This is a genomic window from Streptosporangium sp. NPDC000563, from assembly GCF_040299985.1.
Classification (GTDB): Bacteria; Actinomycetota; Actinomycetes; order Streptosporangiales; family Streptosporangiaceae; genus Streptosporangium.
Map to the genome: position 1 here is coordinate 186408 of NZ_JBEPDA010000010.1, position 17402 is coordinate 203809.

17 protein-coding genes are annotated in these 17402 nt (G+C 70.7%); 7 read left to right on the top strand and 10 right to left on the bottom strand.

Features of this window, described 5'->3' with window-relative positions; genetic code table 11:
- Window positions 1-31: 31 nt before the first annotated feature.
- From ABT352_RS23640 to ABT352_RS23655, 4 genes are read right to left on the bottom strand one after another with little or no spacing between them, the layout of a single operon-like run.
- Complete coding sequence (locus tag ABT352_RS23640; RefSeq protein WP_350947070.1) at window positions 32-205, bottom strand: hypothetical protein; 174 nt, start codon at window positions 203-205, stop codon at window positions 32-34.
- Between the two features lie 21 nt (window positions 206-226).
- Window positions 227-1555, bottom strand: a complete 1329-nt coding sequence (locus tag ABT352_RS23645) for a nitroreductase family protein (protein ID WP_350947071.1) — start codon at window positions 1553-1555, stop codon at window positions 227-229.
- Between the two features lie 8 nt (window positions 1556-1563).
- A complete protein-coding gene (locus tag ABT352_RS23650; RefSeq protein WP_350947072.1) occupies window positions 1564-3375 on the bottom strand; it encodes a TOMM precursor leader peptide-binding protein in 1812 nt (603 codons plus the stop codon).
- Window positions 3372-4778, bottom strand: coding sequence for a hypothetical protein (locus ABT352_RS23655; protein ID WP_350947073.1), 1407 nt, complete (start codon window positions 4776-4778; stop codon window positions 3372-3374). The genes ABT352_RS23650 and ABT352_RS23655 overlap by 4 nt, the downstream gene beginning before the upstream one ends.
- 891 nt (window positions 4779-5669) lie before the next feature.
- On the opposite strand from ABT352_RS23655, the gene ABT352_RS23660 reads away from it, so the two are divergent.
- From ABT352_RS23660 to ABT352_RS23680, 5 genes are all read left to right on the top strand, one after another.
- Window positions 5670-5999 (top strand): PASTA domain-containing protein, encoded by a 330-nt coding sequence (locus ABT352_RS23660; protein ID WP_350947074.1) that lies wholly within the window; start codon window positions 5670-5672, stop codon window positions 5997-5999.
- Window positions 6000-6213: 214 nt separating this feature from the next.
- Complete coding sequence (locus ABT352_RS23665) at window positions 6214-6603, top strand: hypothetical protein (protein ID WP_350947075.1); 390 nt, start codon at window positions 6214-6216, stop codon at window positions 6601-6603.
- Between the two features lie 511 nt (window positions 6604-7114).
- The gene (locus ABT352_RS23670; RefSeq protein ID WP_350947076.1) at window positions 7115-7456 is read left to right on the top strand and encodes a TraR/DksA family transcriptional regulator; all 342 of its coding nucleotides are present in this window, start codon (window positions 7115-7117) and stop codon (window positions 7454-7456) included.
- Window positions 7457-7511: 55 nt separating this feature from the next.
- The gene (locus ABT352_RS23675; protein ID WP_350947077.1) at window positions 7512-9080 is read left to right on the top strand and encodes a PucR family transcriptional regulator; all 1569 of its coding nucleotides are present in this window, start codon (window positions 7512-7514) and stop codon (window positions 9078-9080) included.
- A 150-nt stretch (window positions 9081-9230) separates the two neighbouring features.
- A complete protein-coding gene (locus ABT352_RS23680; protein WP_350947078.1) occupies window positions 9231-10475 on the top strand; it encodes an NAD(P)/FAD-dependent oxidoreductase in 1245 nt (414 codons plus the stop codon).
- Between the two features lie 119 nt (window positions 10476-10594).
- On the opposite strand, the gene ABT352_RS23685 is transcribed toward ABT352_RS23680, so the two are convergent.
- From ABT352_RS23685 to ABT352_RS23710, 6 genes are all read right to left on the bottom strand, one after another.
- Entirely contained in the window at window positions 10595-11377 is a 783-nt protein-coding gene (locus ABT352_RS23685) for a helix-turn-helix domain-containing protein (RefSeq protein WP_350947079.1), read from the bottom strand.
- 15 nt (window positions 11378-11392) lie between these two features.
- Window positions 11393-12277, bottom strand: coding sequence for a CPBP family intramembrane glutamic endopeptidase (locus ABT352_RS23690; RefSeq protein ID WP_350947080.1), 885 nt, complete (start codon window positions 12275-12277; stop codon window positions 11393-11395).
- 450 nt (window positions 12278-12727) lie between these two features.
- Window positions 12728-13003, bottom strand: coding sequence for a hypothetical protein (locus tag ABT352_RS23695; protein ID WP_350947081.1), 276 nt, complete (start codon window positions 13001-13003; stop codon window positions 12728-12730).
- Between the two features lie 238 nt (window positions 13004-13241).
- The gene (locus tag ABT352_RS23700) at window positions 13242-14015 is read right to left on the bottom strand and encodes an ABC transporter permease (RefSeq protein WP_350947082.1); all 774 of its coding nucleotides are present in this window, start codon (window positions 14013-14015) and stop codon (window positions 13242-13244) included.
- A complete protein-coding gene (locus tag ABT352_RS23705; RefSeq protein ID WP_350947083.1) occupies window positions 14012-14773 on the bottom strand; it encodes an ABC transporter permease in 762 nt (253 codons plus the stop codon). Before ABT352_RS23705 ends, ABT352_RS23700 begins: the two co-directional genes overlap by 4 nt.
- On the bottom strand, window positions 14773-15498 hold the full coding sequence (locus ABT352_RS23710; protein ID WP_350947084.1) for an ABC transporter ATP-binding protein: 726 nt from the start codon (window positions 15496-15498) through the stop codon (window positions 14773-14775). The genes ABT352_RS23705 and ABT352_RS23710 overlap by 1 nt, the downstream gene beginning before the upstream one ends.
- A gap of 210 nt (window positions 15499-15708) precedes the next feature.
- Between ABT352_RS23710 and ABT352_RS23715 the strand changes: the two genes are divergently transcribed.
- Window positions 15709-16632, top strand: a complete 924-nt coding sequence (locus ABT352_RS23715) for a sensor histidine kinase (RefSeq protein ID WP_350947085.1) — start codon at window positions 15709-15711, stop codon at window positions 16630-16632.
- Entirely contained in the window at window positions 16629-17321 is a 693-nt protein-coding gene (locus ABT352_RS23720) for a response regulator (RefSeq protein WP_350947086.1), read from the top strand. Before ABT352_RS23715 ends, ABT352_RS23720 begins: the two co-directional genes overlap by 4 nt.
- Window positions 17322-17402: the final 81 nt, after the last annotated feature.

The window sequence follows — 17402 nt, forward strand, 5'->3', positions numbered from 1 at the left end:
TTAGTGGGAACGTGCTACCAGCGGGGACCTGTTACGCCTCCGGCGCCCAGCAGCTGTTCGCCTGCATGTACGACGAGCAGTAGCCCATCGCCGACGAGGCGCCCGTCTCGATGGCGCCGTGGCCCTCCATCACGATCGAGTCGGCCGACAGGACGTCGATCGCCTCGACCTCCAGACCGGACAGGTCAAGGGGGAGCTTCTCCATGACGTTTCTCCTCTTTCTCTTTCACTGATCGGTGTGTTCCGGACGTGCCTTCGGACCTCCTTTCTGCGGATCGGGGAACCGGAGGACCAGGTCTGGCCCCCGGGATCTGGGGGCGCCGACGAGCAGGGACGACAGGCTCCGCGCCGGGCCCGTCAGGCCAAGGACGCGGTCCGTCGCCTCGTCGGCGCAGTCGGAGTGGATGCGGGAGGTGAGACCCAGCGCGGCGGCGGCCAGCGTCGCCCGCTGCAGCGACGCGCCGATCTCCACGAGCTGGTCACGGTGGTCGCGCGCGGTGCCCGCCAGAGGGTCGCCCACGGGGACGATCACTGCGGCGGCCGTCTTCAGGGCTTCCCGGGTGTTCGCCACGAGGGAGGCCGCGCCCAGTTCCTCCAGCGGCGCGGCGCGGACCCGTCGGAGGACGCCGTCGTAGTGATAGGCGGCCCTCGGGAGGCCGTCGACGCGCAAGGCCAGCAGGTAGAGGTCCAGGCCGGGGCGGACGGCGAGGCCGGCTATCGCGACGATCTTCGTCAGCGGGACGGGCGCCGGGCGGAAACCGTCGATGGGGGAGTGGCGCGCGCGCAGACCGTCGCGGAGATCCACCACTTCGGCCGCAACCCGGATGCCCTGTTCCGGTGGGCTCGGACGTCTCGCCCGTGAGGTGGCGTCCGCGGCCCGGTGCAGGTCGCGGGCCGTGCCCGGAGGAAACGGCCGGGGGAGAGGCCGGGCCTCCCGCGGCAGGTCGCCGGAGTTTCGCGGGGCGTCGGCGGACTCCGGCGGAAGGATGCGTTCGTACGGCTCCACGTACAGGACGGCCAGCGGGGATTCGCGGGTTTCGTCCAGACCGAGAAGGGTGTCGTCGGCGTCGCCGGGGGTGACGGTCAGGCCCAGGGTGGTGGCGACCACTTCCGCCTGGGTGCGCAGGACGCCGATCTCCTGGCAGATCAGGCGGTAGGCGTAGTCGCCGTACTTGAACATGGAACGCCAGAAGACCGCCGTCAGGCAGATCCGCGTCGGGCCGTGGTCACCCGTGCGCAGCACCTCCAGGACCTCGTGGACCGGGTCGTAGTGGAACAGCCCGTCCGGGCAGGCGACATAGGCCTCGATCGGGTACAGGCCGCCCCCGGAGGGCGCCGGACGGCCCGGGATCGCCATCGGTCCCGCGTCCGTGTGTCGCCAGATCACGCGGGTGATGCCGAGCATGCCCCGGAGCAGCGTGCCCAGCGGATGCCGTGGTTGGACCCATTCGGCCGAGGGGTAGCGTTTGTGCCGGAGCGGCGCCAGGTCCCACCGGATGTCGAGCGGCCCGCGATCCGCCATCGCCGCCACGTAACGTGCTGCCGCGTCCGTCATCGCGCGCCTCACGGGAACGGGTGCGGATAGGGGCTGAGATCGCCCACCGCGAGGTCGTGGTCGAGGTAGCCGATCGCGCGGCCCCGTGTCAGTAGCCGAGGAAGCCCGTGCACCCGCCGGTGGTGGTGACCGAACGTGATCGGCACCGCTCCCGGCACGATCACCTTCGCGCAGGCGAATCCGCCCGTCGCCGCCTCGGGTGAGGTGGTGTCGACGGCGATCACGTCCATGCCGCTGACCAGGAACCGGGCCACCAGGTCACGCAGGTCGTCGGTCAGGTCGTCGTGGGCCGGCCACTCCGGCAGCTCGCCGACCGTCGTCTCGGTGCCGTCCGACAGGAATTCCAGCCGCTCGTACGCCTTCGGGTGCCCGTACACCATCGGGTGGTGCTCCAGCAGGCGCACCTCGTCGGAGTCGGCCACCAGCCGGGCCGCCTCGCTCTCGTCATAACGGGCGACGTGATTGGCGAGCATCGGACCCAGCTCGTCCAGGGCCCGGCGCAGGGCCCGTTCGGGGTCGAGGTGGGCGGCGCCGCCGCACATCGCCTTCGGCCGGTCCGGCCGCCCCGACCGGTCGACGGCGGTGATCCAGAAGACCGGCAATCCCTGTTCGAGGGTGACCACGTGGGCGTGGACGTCGTAGCCGAGCCGGTCGCCGATCCGCTGGGCGGTCATCGGGACGCGCCGGTCGCGCGCCGAACGCAGGTCGACCCGGGGGAGCGGGAGGCGGGCGTACCAGGTGGTCAGGAAGGCGTCCCGCTCGGCGACCTCCAGCAGGCCGTAGAGGATCGCCTCCGCGAGCGACCCGCCGAGGGCGCAGCCGTTGGAACACTCGTAGGCGAAGCCCCGGTCGGGCCGGGGGCCGAAGTAGGCGAACGTCTCCGGCACCAGCACCGGCCCGCCCCGCTGGAACGAGTGGCCCCAGACCCAGGCGGTCTCCCGCGTCGGGTCGAACCGGGTGAACCAGAAACCGGGCCGGTCGTACCAGTCGTCGGGATACAACCCCAGGTGGCGCGGGTCGAGCGCCTGGTCGGCGATGTCGTCGAACGCGGCCCTGACGGTGGTTCGGCGCCCGCGCGGTGAGAACCCGGCCAGCCGTTCGAGTGCCTCGGCGACGGCGGTCGCCTTCGCGGCGGGCACGTCCTCGCACCGCCCGAACCCGTGGTGGCTCTCGTGGGCGGCCCGCGCGGGGTTCAGTCGTGCCACGGCGATCGCGCCGTCCCGCGCGTCGGCGGCCAGCGAACGCACGACGCCCGTCTCCGGGTCGACGTAGCGGCGTTCCAGGTCGGCGAGGTCAAGGGTGGTGACCCGGAAACCCGATACCTTCGGCTGCGGCGTGAAGACGAACGGGCGTGGCTCGTCGGGTGGCCGCTCTCCGCAGACCTCGCAGAACGGGTCGGGCAGGAACGGGTGGCGTTCCAGCGCGCCGGTCAGGACCGGCATCCGGAGCATCGCGCCGTTCGTCAGCGCGGCCGACGGGTCGGCCAGCAGGTTCTCCACCTCTTGGGCCACCAGTTCGCCGACCGTCCCGGCCACGAGGGAGGTGAGGGGGGCGGGGCGGTCGCGCAGACGTGTCTGGAAGTGCTCCCGGTTCCCGGCGCGCCGCCGCTCCACACAGGTGGGACAGCCAGGCCTGCCGGGGAAGGCGGTGGGACCGATCACGACATGTCCTGCTTCGGTGTGTACGGGCAACCACGGCACCTCGTAGTGCCGCCGCTCGATGTCGTCGGCGTCGCTGGCGACCACGACGATCCCGCCCGACCGCACCCGCGCCCTGATCGCTTCGAAGAGCCGCCCCGACCCCACCACGTCGGCGATCACGACGTCACCCGCGCCACGAACGCCGGTCCGTCGACGGACACCGAGACGGCGGCTCCGCCGATCGGATGTCCTTCGCTCGCCCACCGCACGGGCGGTTCGAGGCCGGTCTGCGCCCGCAGTAACACCCGCTCCAGCCCGTCGTGCAACCCGAGCGACACGATCGGCGGGCGGTTCGGCACCTCGAACCGCAATGCCATCGACCCCGGGATCTTCCGGACGATCGGCACCTCACCGGACGCCACGACCTGCCGCCAGAGCGGCCCGTCCTGCGGCACAAGTACCTCGTCCCCCGTCTCCACCATCGCCGCCTCGGCTTCGAGACGCTGCCTGTGGGCCGCGGAGACGGCGTCCTCCCAAGTCAGCCCCGCACCGAGGAAACCGTCGCCGGAGTCCGCCGCGAACACCGCCAGCAGGCACCGCAACCGCGCCGTGTCGTGATCCGCGCCCCACCCGACGACCTCGCGGTCACCGACCAGCGCCCGCACGACGGAGAGCGGCCCCTGCGGATAGGCGCCTTCGTCGAGAACCGTGATCACCCCCATCCGGGGGTCCACCAGATCACGACAGAGCGCGAAAAATCGGTCCCGGGCTCCCGCGTTGCCCGGGGCGTCGTGCCCACCGACTCCCGCCGCACCCGGAAGCTTCGGGCTCCCGTCGCCGGCGTCGCGCTCCCCGCCGCCCGCCGACGTCCGCGACGCGCGGGCGGCTCCGGACACCTCCGCCGGGTCCCGGCGCAGCCCCGCGAAGCGGTGGATCGTGCTCTCCAAACCGCGCAGATCAACGCGTGTGAACGCGCGCCGCGGCTTCGTGAGCCCCGTCACCGCCGAGAAGACCTCCAGGGCCACCTGGGACGCCAGCACGCGGGGGACCGCGCCGCGCAACCAGTCGCCCCGCGTCCCCTCGCGGAGGGACAACCGCCTCCACCCGGTGGCCGCGTCGGTCTCCCCGGGCGGTCCCGCGGAGGTCAGCCAGGCCTCGTCGTCGCAGACCAGCACCTGCGCGAGCACCACGTCGGCGGGGCAGGCGAGCGCCTCGGCCAGGAGTTCCTCCCGGGAGGTGCTGACCTGCACCAGAACGTCCCCGCCCGAGGCCACCGCCTCGCGCCAGCCCACCGACCGGAGACACTCGACCAACGCCGGAACCAGCACCCCGGTCCCCGTGACACGCAGCACCGAGTTCCGCACCCGGGCGAACCGCCCTGGGTGCCCGGCGAACGCGATCTCGGCCGCGTAGGTCTCCAGCTCCTCGGCGGACAACCCGTGAGCCGCAGCCCCGGTGTCGTCCACGACGAACCGCAGATCGGCCAGCCGTCCGACCAGGCCGGTGACCAGGTCGCGCTGAGCCTCGGGTAGGCCCGAGGTCAGCTCGCCCAGGGTCAGGACCCCGTCGAGGCGTGGCGCCAATCGTTCCAGCAGAGCAAGCGCGTGGGGTCCGCGCAGTGTAGCCGCCCCGTAATCCCCGTAAACATGAATTCCCCCGGGGAACTCGACCCATCGTACGTCAGCGCGTAGTCGGGGACGAAACATCTCCACACTTGGTGGGAGCGCTCCCATACGCTCATAATACCGGCGACCGATTTACCCCGCAAGATCCATGTTACGGGCGTATGACGTCCCATCGATCCTGGCCGATTGGATTCGGCTGCTGATGTGGCCTTTTCCGGCGGAACGCGACCCGTTCATTCACCTGAGAAAATGGCATATCCGGAATCGGTGCCCCCAGGCATTGACAAAGCGGCTCCACCCGTCCTCTCCCTGGATATGAGCAGATTTTTCGCCGGAATGGCCGCCCGCACCTTCTCGACGTGGGTGCGGAGCACCTCCGGGCGGTGGTCGCGATCCTTCGGCCGCCGAACACCCGGTCGGCGACCGTCGCCCGCGCCACGCGCGGGTGGATCCCGATGTGGCGGATTCGTTTACGGTAGGGCACCCCCGTTACGGCGGTTCCGATGCGGCCAACCTTGGCGAACAGAGCCTGATGAGTCTCAGCGGAATCTGTTATTCCCTACGCTCGATCTTGAAGGCGGATTGGCGGTGCTCAGGGATCATCGGCACATCACCGCTCAGGACGTGGCCTGTGCCCCTGCCCTTTCACGGTGAGTGAAGCATCGAATCCTGGCACCCCAACAGAACGACGTTCACTGGTCAACCAGCAGGCAGTCCGAACCGTCCTCACCTATCCGTTCACCACAACACAGGAGTGCCCGCATGAGAATCGCCGGCTCGATCGTGATCGCCGCAGTCGTCGCCGCTCTCGCCGGATGTGGGGCGGGTGCGGACACCGCGGCGCCTGTCGTGACCGTCACCGCGCCGGCACCTGTGGAGAAGAGCCCCGAGCCGACCGAGCAGGACGACAAGGAGCCCCCTCCCGCCCCGACCGAGGAGAAGGAAGAGGCGGCGGAGAAGAAGGTCCTGCCGGATGTTGTCGGAATGAACCTGCAGGAGGGGCAGGACACCATGCAGGCCGCAGGCTTCTACATCCTGAACGACAAGGACGCCACCGGGCAAAACCGCTTCCAGGTGTATGACCGAAACTGGGTGGTGACCAGGCAGACGCCCGCCGCCGGCCGGAAGGTGACGGTCGACACGTTGATCACCTTGTATGCGAAGAAGATCGGCGAGTAAGACGAGTAGTGAGGGGCGCCCCTTCCTTCAGGGGCGCCGCCGTGTTCGATCGCGATCAGCCGCCCAAAGGCATGCGGGGAATCGCTGGACGTCATGCCACGCTTTGACGGCGGGGAGACGCGGGCCCCCGGCGGATGACCCCCCGCCCCGGCTCACCAGGCATTGTCGGCCTACTCATGGATCATGTGGCTGATGCCGTGAAATGTCTTTTCCGGTGGGGTGGGCTATGGTCGGCCGTATGACGGGACCGTGGAGAACTCCACAGGGGTCCATCGCGCTCGTCGGCGTGATGGGCCTGGTTCTGTTGTCCCTGGTGCTGGCCGGTGCTTCGTGCAAGGTGAGCTGCGGCGCCTCGACGGTTACCCAGAGTTCGGCCTCCGGCCCGGTCTGGGAGCCCGGAGGATGGGACGCCGACCTGACCGGCCTGCCGCCGCAGGCGGGCGACGCCCGCGCGCACCAGGTGCTGTCCCTGCGGCCGCTCACACGCGGCGAGCTAGCGCATCTGGTGCTGTTGCCGTCGCCGGGCTCGGACGCTGATGCGCTGCGCGAGCCTCAGCAGCTGGCTCACCGCATCACGGGATCGCGCAGCCCCCCGCTGATCTAGCCGATGTCTTCCCGTCGGGCTCCGCGGCCACGCGCCGCGGAGTCCGACGACGGCGCATCCGGTGCACCCCCACGCCCGCACCATGCCCGCACCATGCCTTTGCCTGGCGTCGGCGCGGGCGTGCCGTCGCGTCCTGAAGACGTCTCGCGATCGTCCCCTTGGTAGGAGAAGCGGCAGGCCGTCTTCGTTCGAAGTCACCCCTGCGTTCGGGGTGCTTTCGCCGTGCCGCCTTTCCTGTCGGCGTCCGCCAGGAGCCGATCATCGCCATGGCGGTTGTCGCGCCGGTTCACGGAGCCTCCGCGCCGGTCGCGCGCCCCTGAGGCTCCCGGGCGGCGCGGCGCCGCGGGCTCAGCACGCGGCCGTCCGCGGCCTGGTGCCGCTGTGCCCGCGGCCGACCCCTGGCGGCCGGCCTCGGCCTGTCCGCCCGCTGACGTGCCGCGACGCGAGAGAGGCCCCGCGCGGGACCTCCTCCAACACCTCCCCGCCCCATCATGGAAAGGATCACATGATCATGACCGACGGCCACACGACATCACATCTCAGCAGCGTTCAGCTCCACGCGCTGCGCCAGGACCTGCTGGAGCAGCTGGAGCAGCGCAGCAGGCACCTGGACGGCCTGCGGGTCCAGGAGCGGGAAAGCAGCGGCGCCGACGGCACCTGGCAGGAACTGGTCGTCTCGATCACCGCTGCCGAGCGCGCCGTCGCGGAGCTGTCCCATGCCTGCGAGCGGCTGGCGACCGACGCCTACGGGCGCTGCACCCACTGCCAGGCCCCCATCCCGTTCGAACGGCTCAAGGTCCGGCCGCTGGCACGCACCTGCATCGACTGCCAACGGCGGCACGAGGCCGCCTGACATCACGAAAGAGGGTGGAGCGATCCGCCCTCTTTCCGATCACCCGGAGCTGAACATGATCACATTGGACCGTCTGGTGAACGTGCTCGGCGGGTACGGCGTGCGGCTGTACGGCCGTCCCGAGGCGCGCTCGGCGTGGCTGCGCAGCGTGGCGATACCGGACTCCACCGACCACCACGTCGCGGGCGACCTGCTCCTCGCCGTCGGAGCCTCCTCACTCGCCGAGGCGGTGCGGTGGGCGGCCGCGGACAGGGCCACAGCGGTCCTGGTACGCCCCCCTCGAACCGGCGACGAGAGCGGGAGCGGTGCGGACGTCGAGCGGGAGGCCGCCGCGATCGCCGACCAATACGGAGTGGCCGTGTTGCTGGCCGACCCCGCCGTCTCCTGGAGTCAGCTGGCCGGCGTGGTGTACGGGTTGGTGCTGGAGAGCCGCGAGACCGCCTCGGGACGAGGCCCCACCGACCTGTTCGCCCTGGCCGACAACCTGGCCGACGTCATCGGCGGCGCGGTGACCATCGAGGACCGGCACTCGCAGGTGCTGGCCTACTCCCGCTCCCAGCAAGCGGGAGATCCGGCCCGGCTGGAGACCATCCTCGGGCGGCGGGTCCCGGAACGGCTGCGCGAGCTGTTCCGGCGACAGGAGGTGTTCACCCGCCTGGCGGCGACGAACGAGCCGGTGTTCGTCCCCGCCGACGCCGGGCACGGCCTGACCGGGCGGATGGCGGTGGCGGTGCGGGCCGGCCGCGAGCTGCTCGGTTCGGTGTGGGTCAGTTGCGCCGACCCGCTGACGGGCGACCGCCGCCGGGCTCTGGTCGACGGCGCGCGCACCGTCGCCCTGCATCTGCTGCGCTCCCGGGCCAGCGCCGACCTGGAGCGGCAGGTGGAGTCCGACCTGGTCATCCGACTGCTGGAGGGCAGCGCCGACGCCGCGACGGTGATCAGCCGGTTGGGTCTCGCCCCGCGGGCGATCCGCGTCATCGCGATCCGCGCGTACACCCCCGACGATCGTCACGCCGCGCTGCTGCTCGCCCTTGAGCAGGCCACCACCGGCTTCGGCTGGTCCAGGCCCGGGCGCAGCGCGCTGCTCGGCGACACCCTCTACACCATCCTGCCGGCCGAGCGGGCCGAGGCGGCCAGGCAGTGGATCGCGGCCCTGCGCTCCGAACTGCCCGCCCAGGTGCGCGTCATGGCCGGGATCGGCGCACCCGCCGAGGCGGCGGACCTGGCCGCGGGCCGCCAGGAGGCCGACGAGTGCCTGGCGCTGCACGAGAGCGCCGAGCCCGGGACCGTGCCGCCCGCCTACGACGAGTCCTGGGACGACATCCTGCTGCGGCGGCTGCGCGCGGCCGCGCGGACCGGCCGGGCACCGGCCCGCGGGCCACTGGGCGCGCTGCTGCGGCACGACACCCGGCACGGCACGTGCTTCGTCGCCACGCTGCGGGCCTGGCTGGAGAGCCAGGGCGACCTCACCCTGGCCGCCGAGCGGCTCGGGGTGCATCCCAACACCGTCCGTAACCGGCTCCGCAAAATGGACGAGCTGAGTCCGCTGGACCTGTACGACGCCCGTCGGCGCCTGGCCATGACCATCATGTTGGCCGCGTTGGAGGACGAACCTCGCCGATGACCTGATCAGGACCCGTCACCGTTCCCGGTGGCGGCGTTGTGCGGGATCCACAACGGCGGCGCCGCGATTGTCGCCCGCTCACAACGCCGCCGGTCACCGCCCGCGCCATCCTGGCCAGGACATCGACGTTCGTACCTGTTGGAGGTTGGCATGGTCGGCAACTGGCCGCGATCGGTGATCGTGGTTGGCGCGGGCATCGTGGGTCTGTCGACCGCGTGGTTCCTGCAGGAGCGTGGCGTCCAGGTCGACGTGGTCGACCGCGGCGGCGTGGCGGCCGGCGCGTCCTGGGGCAACGCCGGCTGGATCGCGCCTGGCCTGGCCATCCCGCTCAACGAACCCGCCGTCCTGCGCTACGGCCTGCGCTCGCTGCTCAACCCGGCCGCGCCGCTGCATGTGCCCGCGACCCTCGATCCGGGCCTGTGGAGTTTCCTGGCCCGCTTCGCCGCCAACAGCCACTGGCGGTCGTGGACCCGCGCCGCGCGCGCCAACCTGCCGCTCAACGACGAATGCGTCGAGGCCTACGAGGTGCTCGCCGCCAACGGTGTGTCCGCACCCGTCGTCGCGGCGCCGATCACCGCGGCGTTCCGTACGCCACGTCAGGCCGAGAGCCTGCTGCGCGAGCTGCGCAGGCTGGGGGCGGCCGGGCAGACGGTCGAGCACACCGTGCTGAACGGCGCTGGGCTGGCCGAGCATGTCCCGCTCGCCGGTGAGGCGCTGAAGACGGGGGTGCGGATCGACGGTCAGCGCTACGTCGACCCGGGCGCCTTCGTGCACGCCCTGGGAAAGGCCGTCATGCGACGCGGCGCGACCGTGTACGCCGTCGAGGTCGACGAGGTGCGCACCGACGACAGGAAGGTGATCGTCCGCTCGGCCAAGGGCACCGTGCTGTCCGCCGACGCGGTGGTGCTGGCCACCGGCGCCTGGCTGCCCCGCCTGGCCCGGCAGTGGGGCGTGCGTGTCCCGGTGCGGGCCGGTCGCGGTTACTCCTTCACCGTGCCGGTCGACCATCCTGTCCCCGGCCCCATCTACCTGCCCGAGGAGCGGGTGGCGTGCACGCCGTACCGCGACGGGCTGCGGGTGGCGGGGACCATGGAGTTTCGCGACCCGGACGCCCCGCAGGTGCCCGCCCGGCTGGAGGCCCTCGTCGCCTCCGTCCGGCCGCTTCTGCGGGGTGTGCGCTGGGAGGAGCGTACCGACGTCTGGGTGGGGCCCCGCCCCGTCACCCCGGACGGACGGCCGCTCGTCGGCGCGACGGTGGCCCCCACCGTCTACGTGGCGGGTGGTCACGGCATGTGGGGCCTGGCCCACGGTCCGATCACGGGCAGGCTGCTGGCCGAGCAGATCACCACCGGCAAGCAGCCCGCCGCCCTGGCCGACCTCGACCCCCTCCGCTGACGCGGGCCGCGGGGGTTTTCGGCGGGCGTCTCCTTTGACGGTCGTGCTGTTCGAAGCTGAGGAGTCAGGTGGCGCGAGTCCCCATCAGGCCCGGAGGACCTCAAGGCTGGGCCGGATGCTCACGCCGTGCTGTCGTCTCCGGGAGATTCCTTCGACTCGTCGCGCGACACCGAGCGTGCGTCGCCGTTGGCTGTGCTGATCATGTGTGCCCGACGCAGCACGTCGAGCTGAGCGTGGTTGTAGAGGGCTTCGAGGGCATGGCCGACGGCGCTTTGGGCCGCTCGCACCTGCCGCGGGGTGGAGGACCTGGGCTCCAACGTGACCGAGTGATCGGTGGTCGCACCGTTGACGAACGGTGCGATCTTCTCGGCCAGGGCCTGTCGAGCGGCCTCGTCGGCGTCCTCGGGAAGGTCACGGAACTCCTCGTCGAGTGCGACGTTGGGGCGTGCCTCAAGGGTTCGCCGTACGGACTCCATCGACTCGTCGGAGAAGAGCTGGGCGTAGATCATGAGGAGCGCTCGATCGTTGTCGCGCAGCTGCTCCGCGACGCCGCTGAACCCGGTCGGCACGTCCGCCGAGGCGCCCGGCTCCGACAGTGTGGCCAGTTCCTGCCGGATGTTCTGGAGCCGTTCCACCGTCGCCTTGAGTTCGGCGTCGATGGTCCGGAAGACCGAGGCATGACCGTCGGTGGTCGTTCCCATCGCGGCCACCTGTGTGAGCGACACGCCCAGCCCGGTCAGTCGCCTGATCTGCAGAAGCCGGGTGAGGTGGTGGATCTCGTATCGCTTGTAGCCGTTGGGCTCGCGGTCAGGCTCATCGAGCAGGCCGATCTCGTGGTAGTAGCGCACCGTCTTCACCGTGGTTCCCGCGAGCTCGGCTATCTCGTGAGTGCTCCAGGGCATGGATCGCTCGCCTCCTCATGCGATATCGCGCGTCCGGCGATCTCTCTTCGTGGATGTGACAACGACGCAGGATCCATCGGGCTCGTCCGCTGCTCGCCGCTCGCGCAGCCGGACGAGGACGACCATGCCGATGTTGACGGCGACAAGGATCAGCAGGGATGCGTCGCCGGTATCGGTGGAGCGGTCGAGGGGGAACGCCTCGCCGTCCGCCATCAGTGTATTGACGGTCGTCGCCAGGACGTTGTTGGCGATGTGGAACGCGACCGGTGCCTCGATCCCCCCGCTGATGATCGCCATCAGCCCGGTGCAGATGCCGATCACGACGTAGTAGCCGAACAACCAGGGGTCGGTCGACCCGTGGAGCACCGCGAAGGCCAGGCTGGAGACCACGATTCCGAGGACCAGGGCCGGGCGAACCGCACGCACCCAGGATGCGGCGGCGGGCAGCACGACGCTTCGGAACATCAACTCCTCTCCGGCGGCCTGTATCGGAGTGGTCAGGAGGATGATCACCAGCATGATGATCGTCGTGGTGCTCACGCCGAAGGCCGTCCAGCCGGGAGCGTCGGGAGCGACCAGCGCCACGACGCCGATCCCGGCGCCCACCAGCAGCGCCGCGCCGAGAAGGTACTGCGTCAGGCGGCGCGCGTCGAACGCTCGTGGTGAGCTGATCAGGCTGCGCCACGGTATCTTCGCCGTCCACACCAGGAGCAGGATCGCCAGCGCGCCCGCCGCGCCCACGCTCAGGTTGACGGCCAGGAACTTCAACGGTGTGAAGGTGGCTGACATGGGGTCGTCGCTGCCCTCGATGACGCCGACGATCTGGTAGAGCAGAATCTGCAGGACCACCAGCACCAGCGACGGCACGATGATGACCACGAGCGACTTCCACCGGCTCATGCGGAGATGCGCGCCGAACGGCCGGGAGTCGTCGACGGCCGGCCCGAAGCGCCCTTGTGTCAAAGGACTCGGGGCCGCGGGGTTCGGGTGATTCGTCGTGTTTCGGGGATCGCCGGACCCTGGTTCATCCATCGGGGGTTCCTCTCGGGCTCGAACCGGTCGTTGCGCTCACGAGCGAACACCATGCCCTGGGGGCAGACTCAAGTCGCCCAGGTGAACGTGTCCGGGGTGGAGCACGACGATCTGGAGGACCTCGGCGACGAGCGCGACGGCTCTGAACACGACGATGCCCCGTCGAGTGTCTCGACGGGGCATCTCCCGAGATACTGTCACCGCACAATCCTCCGGAGGGCCGCCTCGAACGCCTCGGCCTGCTGCGGAGTCACTCCTTCGAGACCCGCGCCTCGGGTATTTCAAGGGCTCGGGCTCGACGGTCACACCTGGTGAAGCTCAGGGGATGTACAACTCGTAGTAGTAGCCCGGCGTATAAATGCCACGCCCGAACCAGTGACAGCCGACGAGCCCGCTGTACAGACCGCTCTGCGCGTCGACGTCGTAGTAGCTCTCGCATTCGGCCCGGGTGGGGAAAGGGCCCACCTTGTACCAGTCCGGTGTCGGCCAGCCTCCGCTGGCCGCGGCCGCGCCGGTCTGGGTGGCGGTACCGACCAGGACGCCGGCGCCCAGCGCCACGGCGAGGACGGCGGAACGCAGTCGGCGGATCTTCATCGTGGGTGACTCCTCACGTCCGGGAAGGAGAACACCTTCAGATGAGCATCCGCTGTCGGGCCTGAGGAGATACCAATTATCCATATTTCGGGTTGATGGTGCGTTTGCCGAGGCGATTTCGCCTGACCTGAACACGTGAGCGCCACGGCGGACCGATCGGGCAGGGTCGGAGCGGTGAGCGCCGGTGGCCTGGCGTGTCGGTCGCCCCGGACGCGGACGGGGGCGTCGTCAGGCCGGATCAGGCGTCTCGGCGTTCGAAGACGACGGTTGCGGTGGCGAGCGCGACGAGCGTCCAGGCAAGGACGAGTAGCGAGCCCTCCCACTGACCGAGCGACGTGCCGGTCTCCGTGCCGGCCGAGAGCCACATGCCGCGGCCCGCCGTGTCGGGCAGGTATGCGGCGTGACCCGTGTGATGCCGGACGTACGGGCCGACGACGAAGTAGTGGCCGAGCAGGACCGCGACGGCCGGGAGACTCCGCCTCACGACGGTCGCGAGGGAGGAGGCGATCAACGTGGTGAGGACGAGGTAGGCGATCGCCCCGGCCGCGGCCTGCGCCGCTCGGTGACCGTCCACGGGGGCCGCCACGTCCGTCGGAGCGAACCGGGCGATCACCACGCCGGCGGCGACGGTCACGGCGGCGACCGGGACGGCCGCGAGGGCGAGGGCGAGTGCCTTGACGAGCTGCAGCTCGATCCTTCGGGGCATGCTCGTCAGGCTCGTCCGGATCTGGCCGCCACCGTACTCCGAGGTGGCGGCCAGGACGCCGAGGACGATGAAGCCGGCCTGCAGGTATCCGACGGCGGCCAGGCCGACGTCGAGTGTGGAGGTCGCGTCGCCTCGCCCCTGCCTCGCCGCGGCGACGAACGCGGCATCGAGGACGAGTGCCGCGCCCCAGGTCCCGAACGTCGTCAGCCACAGGGCGGGCAGGGTGAGCAGTTTGACGAACTCGGCGCGGAACGCGTCCCTGACGATCTCACGACGGGACCGCGCCTGCCCCGAGGTGACGGTCATGCGTCTCTCCGCCGGAACACGGCGACACCGAGGGCGAGTACCGCGATCACCCAGGACGTCATCACCAGGCCGCCGGTCACCGGAGCGATCTGCACGGAGGATCTGACGTCGCGGAGGAACATCCGTGCCCCGACCAGGTCCGGCAGATAGTTCGCGGCGTCGATCACGCGGGACAGGAGGTAGGTGACCGAGACGAGAGAGGTGTTCAGGATCAGCACCGTCAGCGGTATGACGCCGTTGCGGGTGAGCAGCGTGACGCCGTAGGCCAGCAGAGAGGTGAGCACCCAGTACAGGACGACCCCGAGCACGCGCGGAGCGGTGTCGGCGGTGAGCGATGCGGCGTGGTCGCCGAGGACGACCCGGGTGACGGTGAGGGTCACCGCGGTCGTGACCGTCGCCAGTGCGGCCACCGTCAGGACCAGCGCCGTGGTCTTCGCGGCGAGGAACCGGGTGCGGGAGGGTACGGCGGTCAGACTCGTGGTGACCTGGCGTGCGCCGGCCGACTCCTCTCCCTCGGTCAGGTATTCGCTGCTGATGGCGACCACGCCGAGGACGATCGCGCCGAGGACGCCGAACGCGAGCTCCTGGTATCCGGCGTCGCCGCCGGGAACGGTCAGGGTGCCGTTCTCGATCGCCCGCACGGTTGTGGACGCGTTGAGGAAGGCGATCGCCGGTGACACGACGAGGCCGATCACGACGGCGATCCAGGCCGACGGTAACCCGAGGAGCTTGAGCGACTCCGCGCGGACGATTCGCACTACCGGCCTCCCGGCGTCGCGTCGCCGGATCCCGCCGAGGTCAGCGCGAAGAAGGCGTCCTCAAGGGTTCGGTGGTCGCCGGTGACCTCGGCCAGGGTGCCACGGCTCACGATTCGCCCCCTGTCGATGACGACGACGTCGTCGACGGTCTCGGCGAGTTCGCCCATGAGATGGCTCGACAGCAGGACGGTCCGGCCCGCGGCGGCGCGATCGCGCAGGAACCGCCGCATCCATCGGATGCCCCCGGGGTCGAGCCCGTTGATCGGCTCGTCCAGCACCAGCACCTCCGGGTCGCCCAGCAGAGCCGCCGCGAGGCCCAGACGTCGCCCCATGCCGAGCGAGTACCCGCTCACGCGCTTTCCCGCGGCCTCCGTCAGGCCGACGACGGCGAGGACCTCGTCGACCCGCTCACGGGGCAGGCCGTTACTCGCGGCGACCCAGCGCAGGTGGGCCCGCCCTGTCCGGGAACGGTGTGCTCCGCTCCCGTCGAGCAGCGCGCCCACGGTGGTCAAGGGGCGGTTCAGCCGGGCGAAAGGCCGGCCGCACACGAGCGCGACACCCTCCTGCGCCCGGTCCAGGCCCAGGATGATCCGGAGTGTCGAGGACTTTCCCGCCCCGTTCGGGCCGAGGAAGCCCGTCACGCGGCCCGGTCGGGCCTCGAAACCGACGTCGGACAGGATCTGGGTGCTTCCCCGCCGTTTGCTGACGTGTTCGACAGTGATCATTCAACCCTCGTGTGAGTCGTGGTGAGGCGATCAGTCAACCGGGGCACGGCCGTCCCCACATCGGACGTCGGATCGAAACCCGGCGGCGCGTCTCGGACCGGAGGCCGTCGGACCCAGGGCTGAGATCGAGCGGGGGAGACCGGCGTGATGTGCCCTGGCCCTTGTTCCGAACCTGACGAGGGCTTCGGCTCGGCGCCTAGGATGACGGTGATGAACACGCTTCAGCGGCCCGTATGGCGCTCGCATGCCGGGCTGGTCAGCGGCGTGGTGTTCGTCGTGCTGCTCGCGGTCCTTCTCGCGACAGGAGCCGATGGACCACTCGCCGATGTCGTTCCCTCGCTGATCGCGGCGATCGCGATCGGCGTCGCGGTCTGGGCGGTCCGGCGGACGCGCGCCACCCGTGCCGACTACGAGGCGCGGCTCACCAGCTGGGCCGCCACGGAGGCGGTGCTGGCGGAGCGGATGCGGATCGCGCGGGACCTGCACGACATCGTCTCCCACGGCCTCGGACTGATCACCGTTCGCGCCGCCGCGGTCCGCCAGGTCACGAACGCCGACGGGCGTGACGTCGCCGAGCTGCGGGAGGCCCTCGCGGACATCGAGGCGGCGGGCAGGAACGCGACGGCCGAGTTGCGTCGCATGCTGACCGTGCTCCGCACGTCCGGAGACTCCCGCGGCGAGGAGGTTCCGCGGCTGCCCGTGGAGAGTCTGGAGCAGCTTCCCGCGATCGTCCGCGGCACCGAGATCACCGGCCTTCGTACCCGGCTGGACCTCGAACCGCTGGGCGAGGTCTCCCAGGGGGTCCAGGTCGCGATCTGCAAAATCGTGCGGGAGGCCCTGAACAACTCGGCGCGTCACGCCGGTCCCACCACCGTCTCGGTGCACGTCTACCGGGACGGGGGCACGGTGGTGGTCACGGTCGCCGACAGCGGTCCCGACAGCGGTCCCGACAGCGGTCCCGACGGTGGCCCCGACGGTGGCCCCGAAGGCCCCTGGTCGGCGAGGCCCGGAGCGGGCCACGGGCTGGCGGGCCTTCGGGAACGCGTCTCGGGTCTCGGCGGCAGCCTCCACGCCGCGGCCGTCGAAGGAGGCTTCCGGGTCGTCGCCCGGATCCCGGACGAGGTCGGCACGTGAACGACGGCGACCGCCCCGTCCGGGTGGTGCTCGCCGATGACCAGCCCTTACTCCGCAGGAGTCTCGCGATGGTCATCGACAACGCGGCCGGTCTGGCCGTCGTCGGTGAGGCCGGCGACGGCGTGGAGGCGCTGGCCGTGGCGCGAGCGACCCGACCCGACGTGATCCTGATGGATGTGCGCATGCCCCGGCTCGACGGGCTCAGGGCCACCCGGGAGATCGGCGCCGATCCGGCACTGGCGACGAGCAGAATTCTCGTGCTGAGCATGTTCGAGCTGGACGAGTACGTCTACGAAGCCCTGCACGCCGGTGCTTCGGGGTTTCTCCTCAAGGACACCGTGCCCGAGCAGCTCATCGACGCGATCTGGCGCACCCATCGCGGGGAGTCCCTCTTCGCCCCGTCGATCCTCACCCGGCTCGTCGAGCATTACGTGATGACGCCGCGCTCGCACCCGCGTCCGCCGGTGGGGCGGCTGACCGGCAGGGAGGTCGAGGTGCTCACCCTCGTCGGGCGGGGCCTGTCGAACGATGAGATCGCCGCCCGGCTCACGATATCCGTCAAAACCGTCAAGACGCATATCTCTCACCTGCTCGCCAAAGCCGGCGCGCGTGACAGAGCGCAGCTCGTCATCGCCGCGTTCGACGCGGGACTGGTGCGACCGCGCGGACACACCGGAAACATCCGCTGAACTCCGTACCCCTCCGTTCTCCTCCCTTCCTCGGAGGTCGTTCATGCGTCGGGGGCGGGACGACGACCGTCGTCCCGCCCC

Excerpts from the sequence above, each read along its gene's own strand:
- ABT352_RS23700 (WP_350947082.1), bottom strand. The coding sequence starts at position 14,015 with ATGACCGTCACCTCGGGGCAGGCGCGGTCCCGTCGTGAGATCGTCAGG.
- ABT352_RS23680 (WP_350947078.1), top strand. The coding sequence starts at position 9,231 with ATGGTCGGCAACTGGCCGCGATCGGTGATCGTGGTTGGCGCGGGCATC.
- ABT352_RS23715 (WP_350947085.1), top strand. The coding sequence starts at position 15,709 with ATGAACACGCTTCAGCGGCCCGTATGGCGCTCGCATGCCGGGCTGGTC.
- ABT352_RS23675 (WP_350947077.1), top strand. The coding sequence starts at position 7,512 with ATGATCACATTGGACCGTCTGGTGAACGTGCTCGGCGGGTACGGCGTG.
- ABT352_RS23640 (WP_350947070.1), bottom strand. The coding sequence starts at position 205 with ATGGAGAAGCTCCCCCTTGACCTGTCCGGTCTGGAGGTCGAGGCGATC.
- ABT352_RS23670 (WP_350947076.1), top strand. The coding sequence starts at position 7,115 with ATGACCGACGGCCACACGACATCACATCTCAGCAGCGTTCAGCTCCAC.
- ABT352_RS23645 (WP_350947071.1), bottom strand. The coding sequence starts at position 1,555 with ATGACGGACGCGGCAGCACGTTACGTGGCGGCGATGGCGGATCGCGGG.
- ABT352_RS23690 (WP_350947080.1), bottom strand. The coding sequence starts at position 12,277 with ATGAGCCGGTGGAAGTCGCTCGTGGTCATCATCGTGCCGTCGCTGGTG.
- ABT352_RS23685 (WP_350947079.1), bottom strand. The coding sequence starts at position 11,377 with ATGCCCTGGAGCACTCACGAGATAGCCGAGCTCGCGGGAACCACGGTG.
- ABT352_RS23710 (WP_350947084.1), bottom strand. The coding sequence starts at position 15,498 with ATGATCACTGTCGAACACGTCAGCAAACGGCGGGGAAGCACCCAGATC.
- ABT352_RS23695 (WP_350947081.1), bottom strand. The coding sequence starts at position 13,003 with ATGAAGATCCGCCGACTGCGTTCCGCCGTCCTCGCCGTGGCGCTGGGC.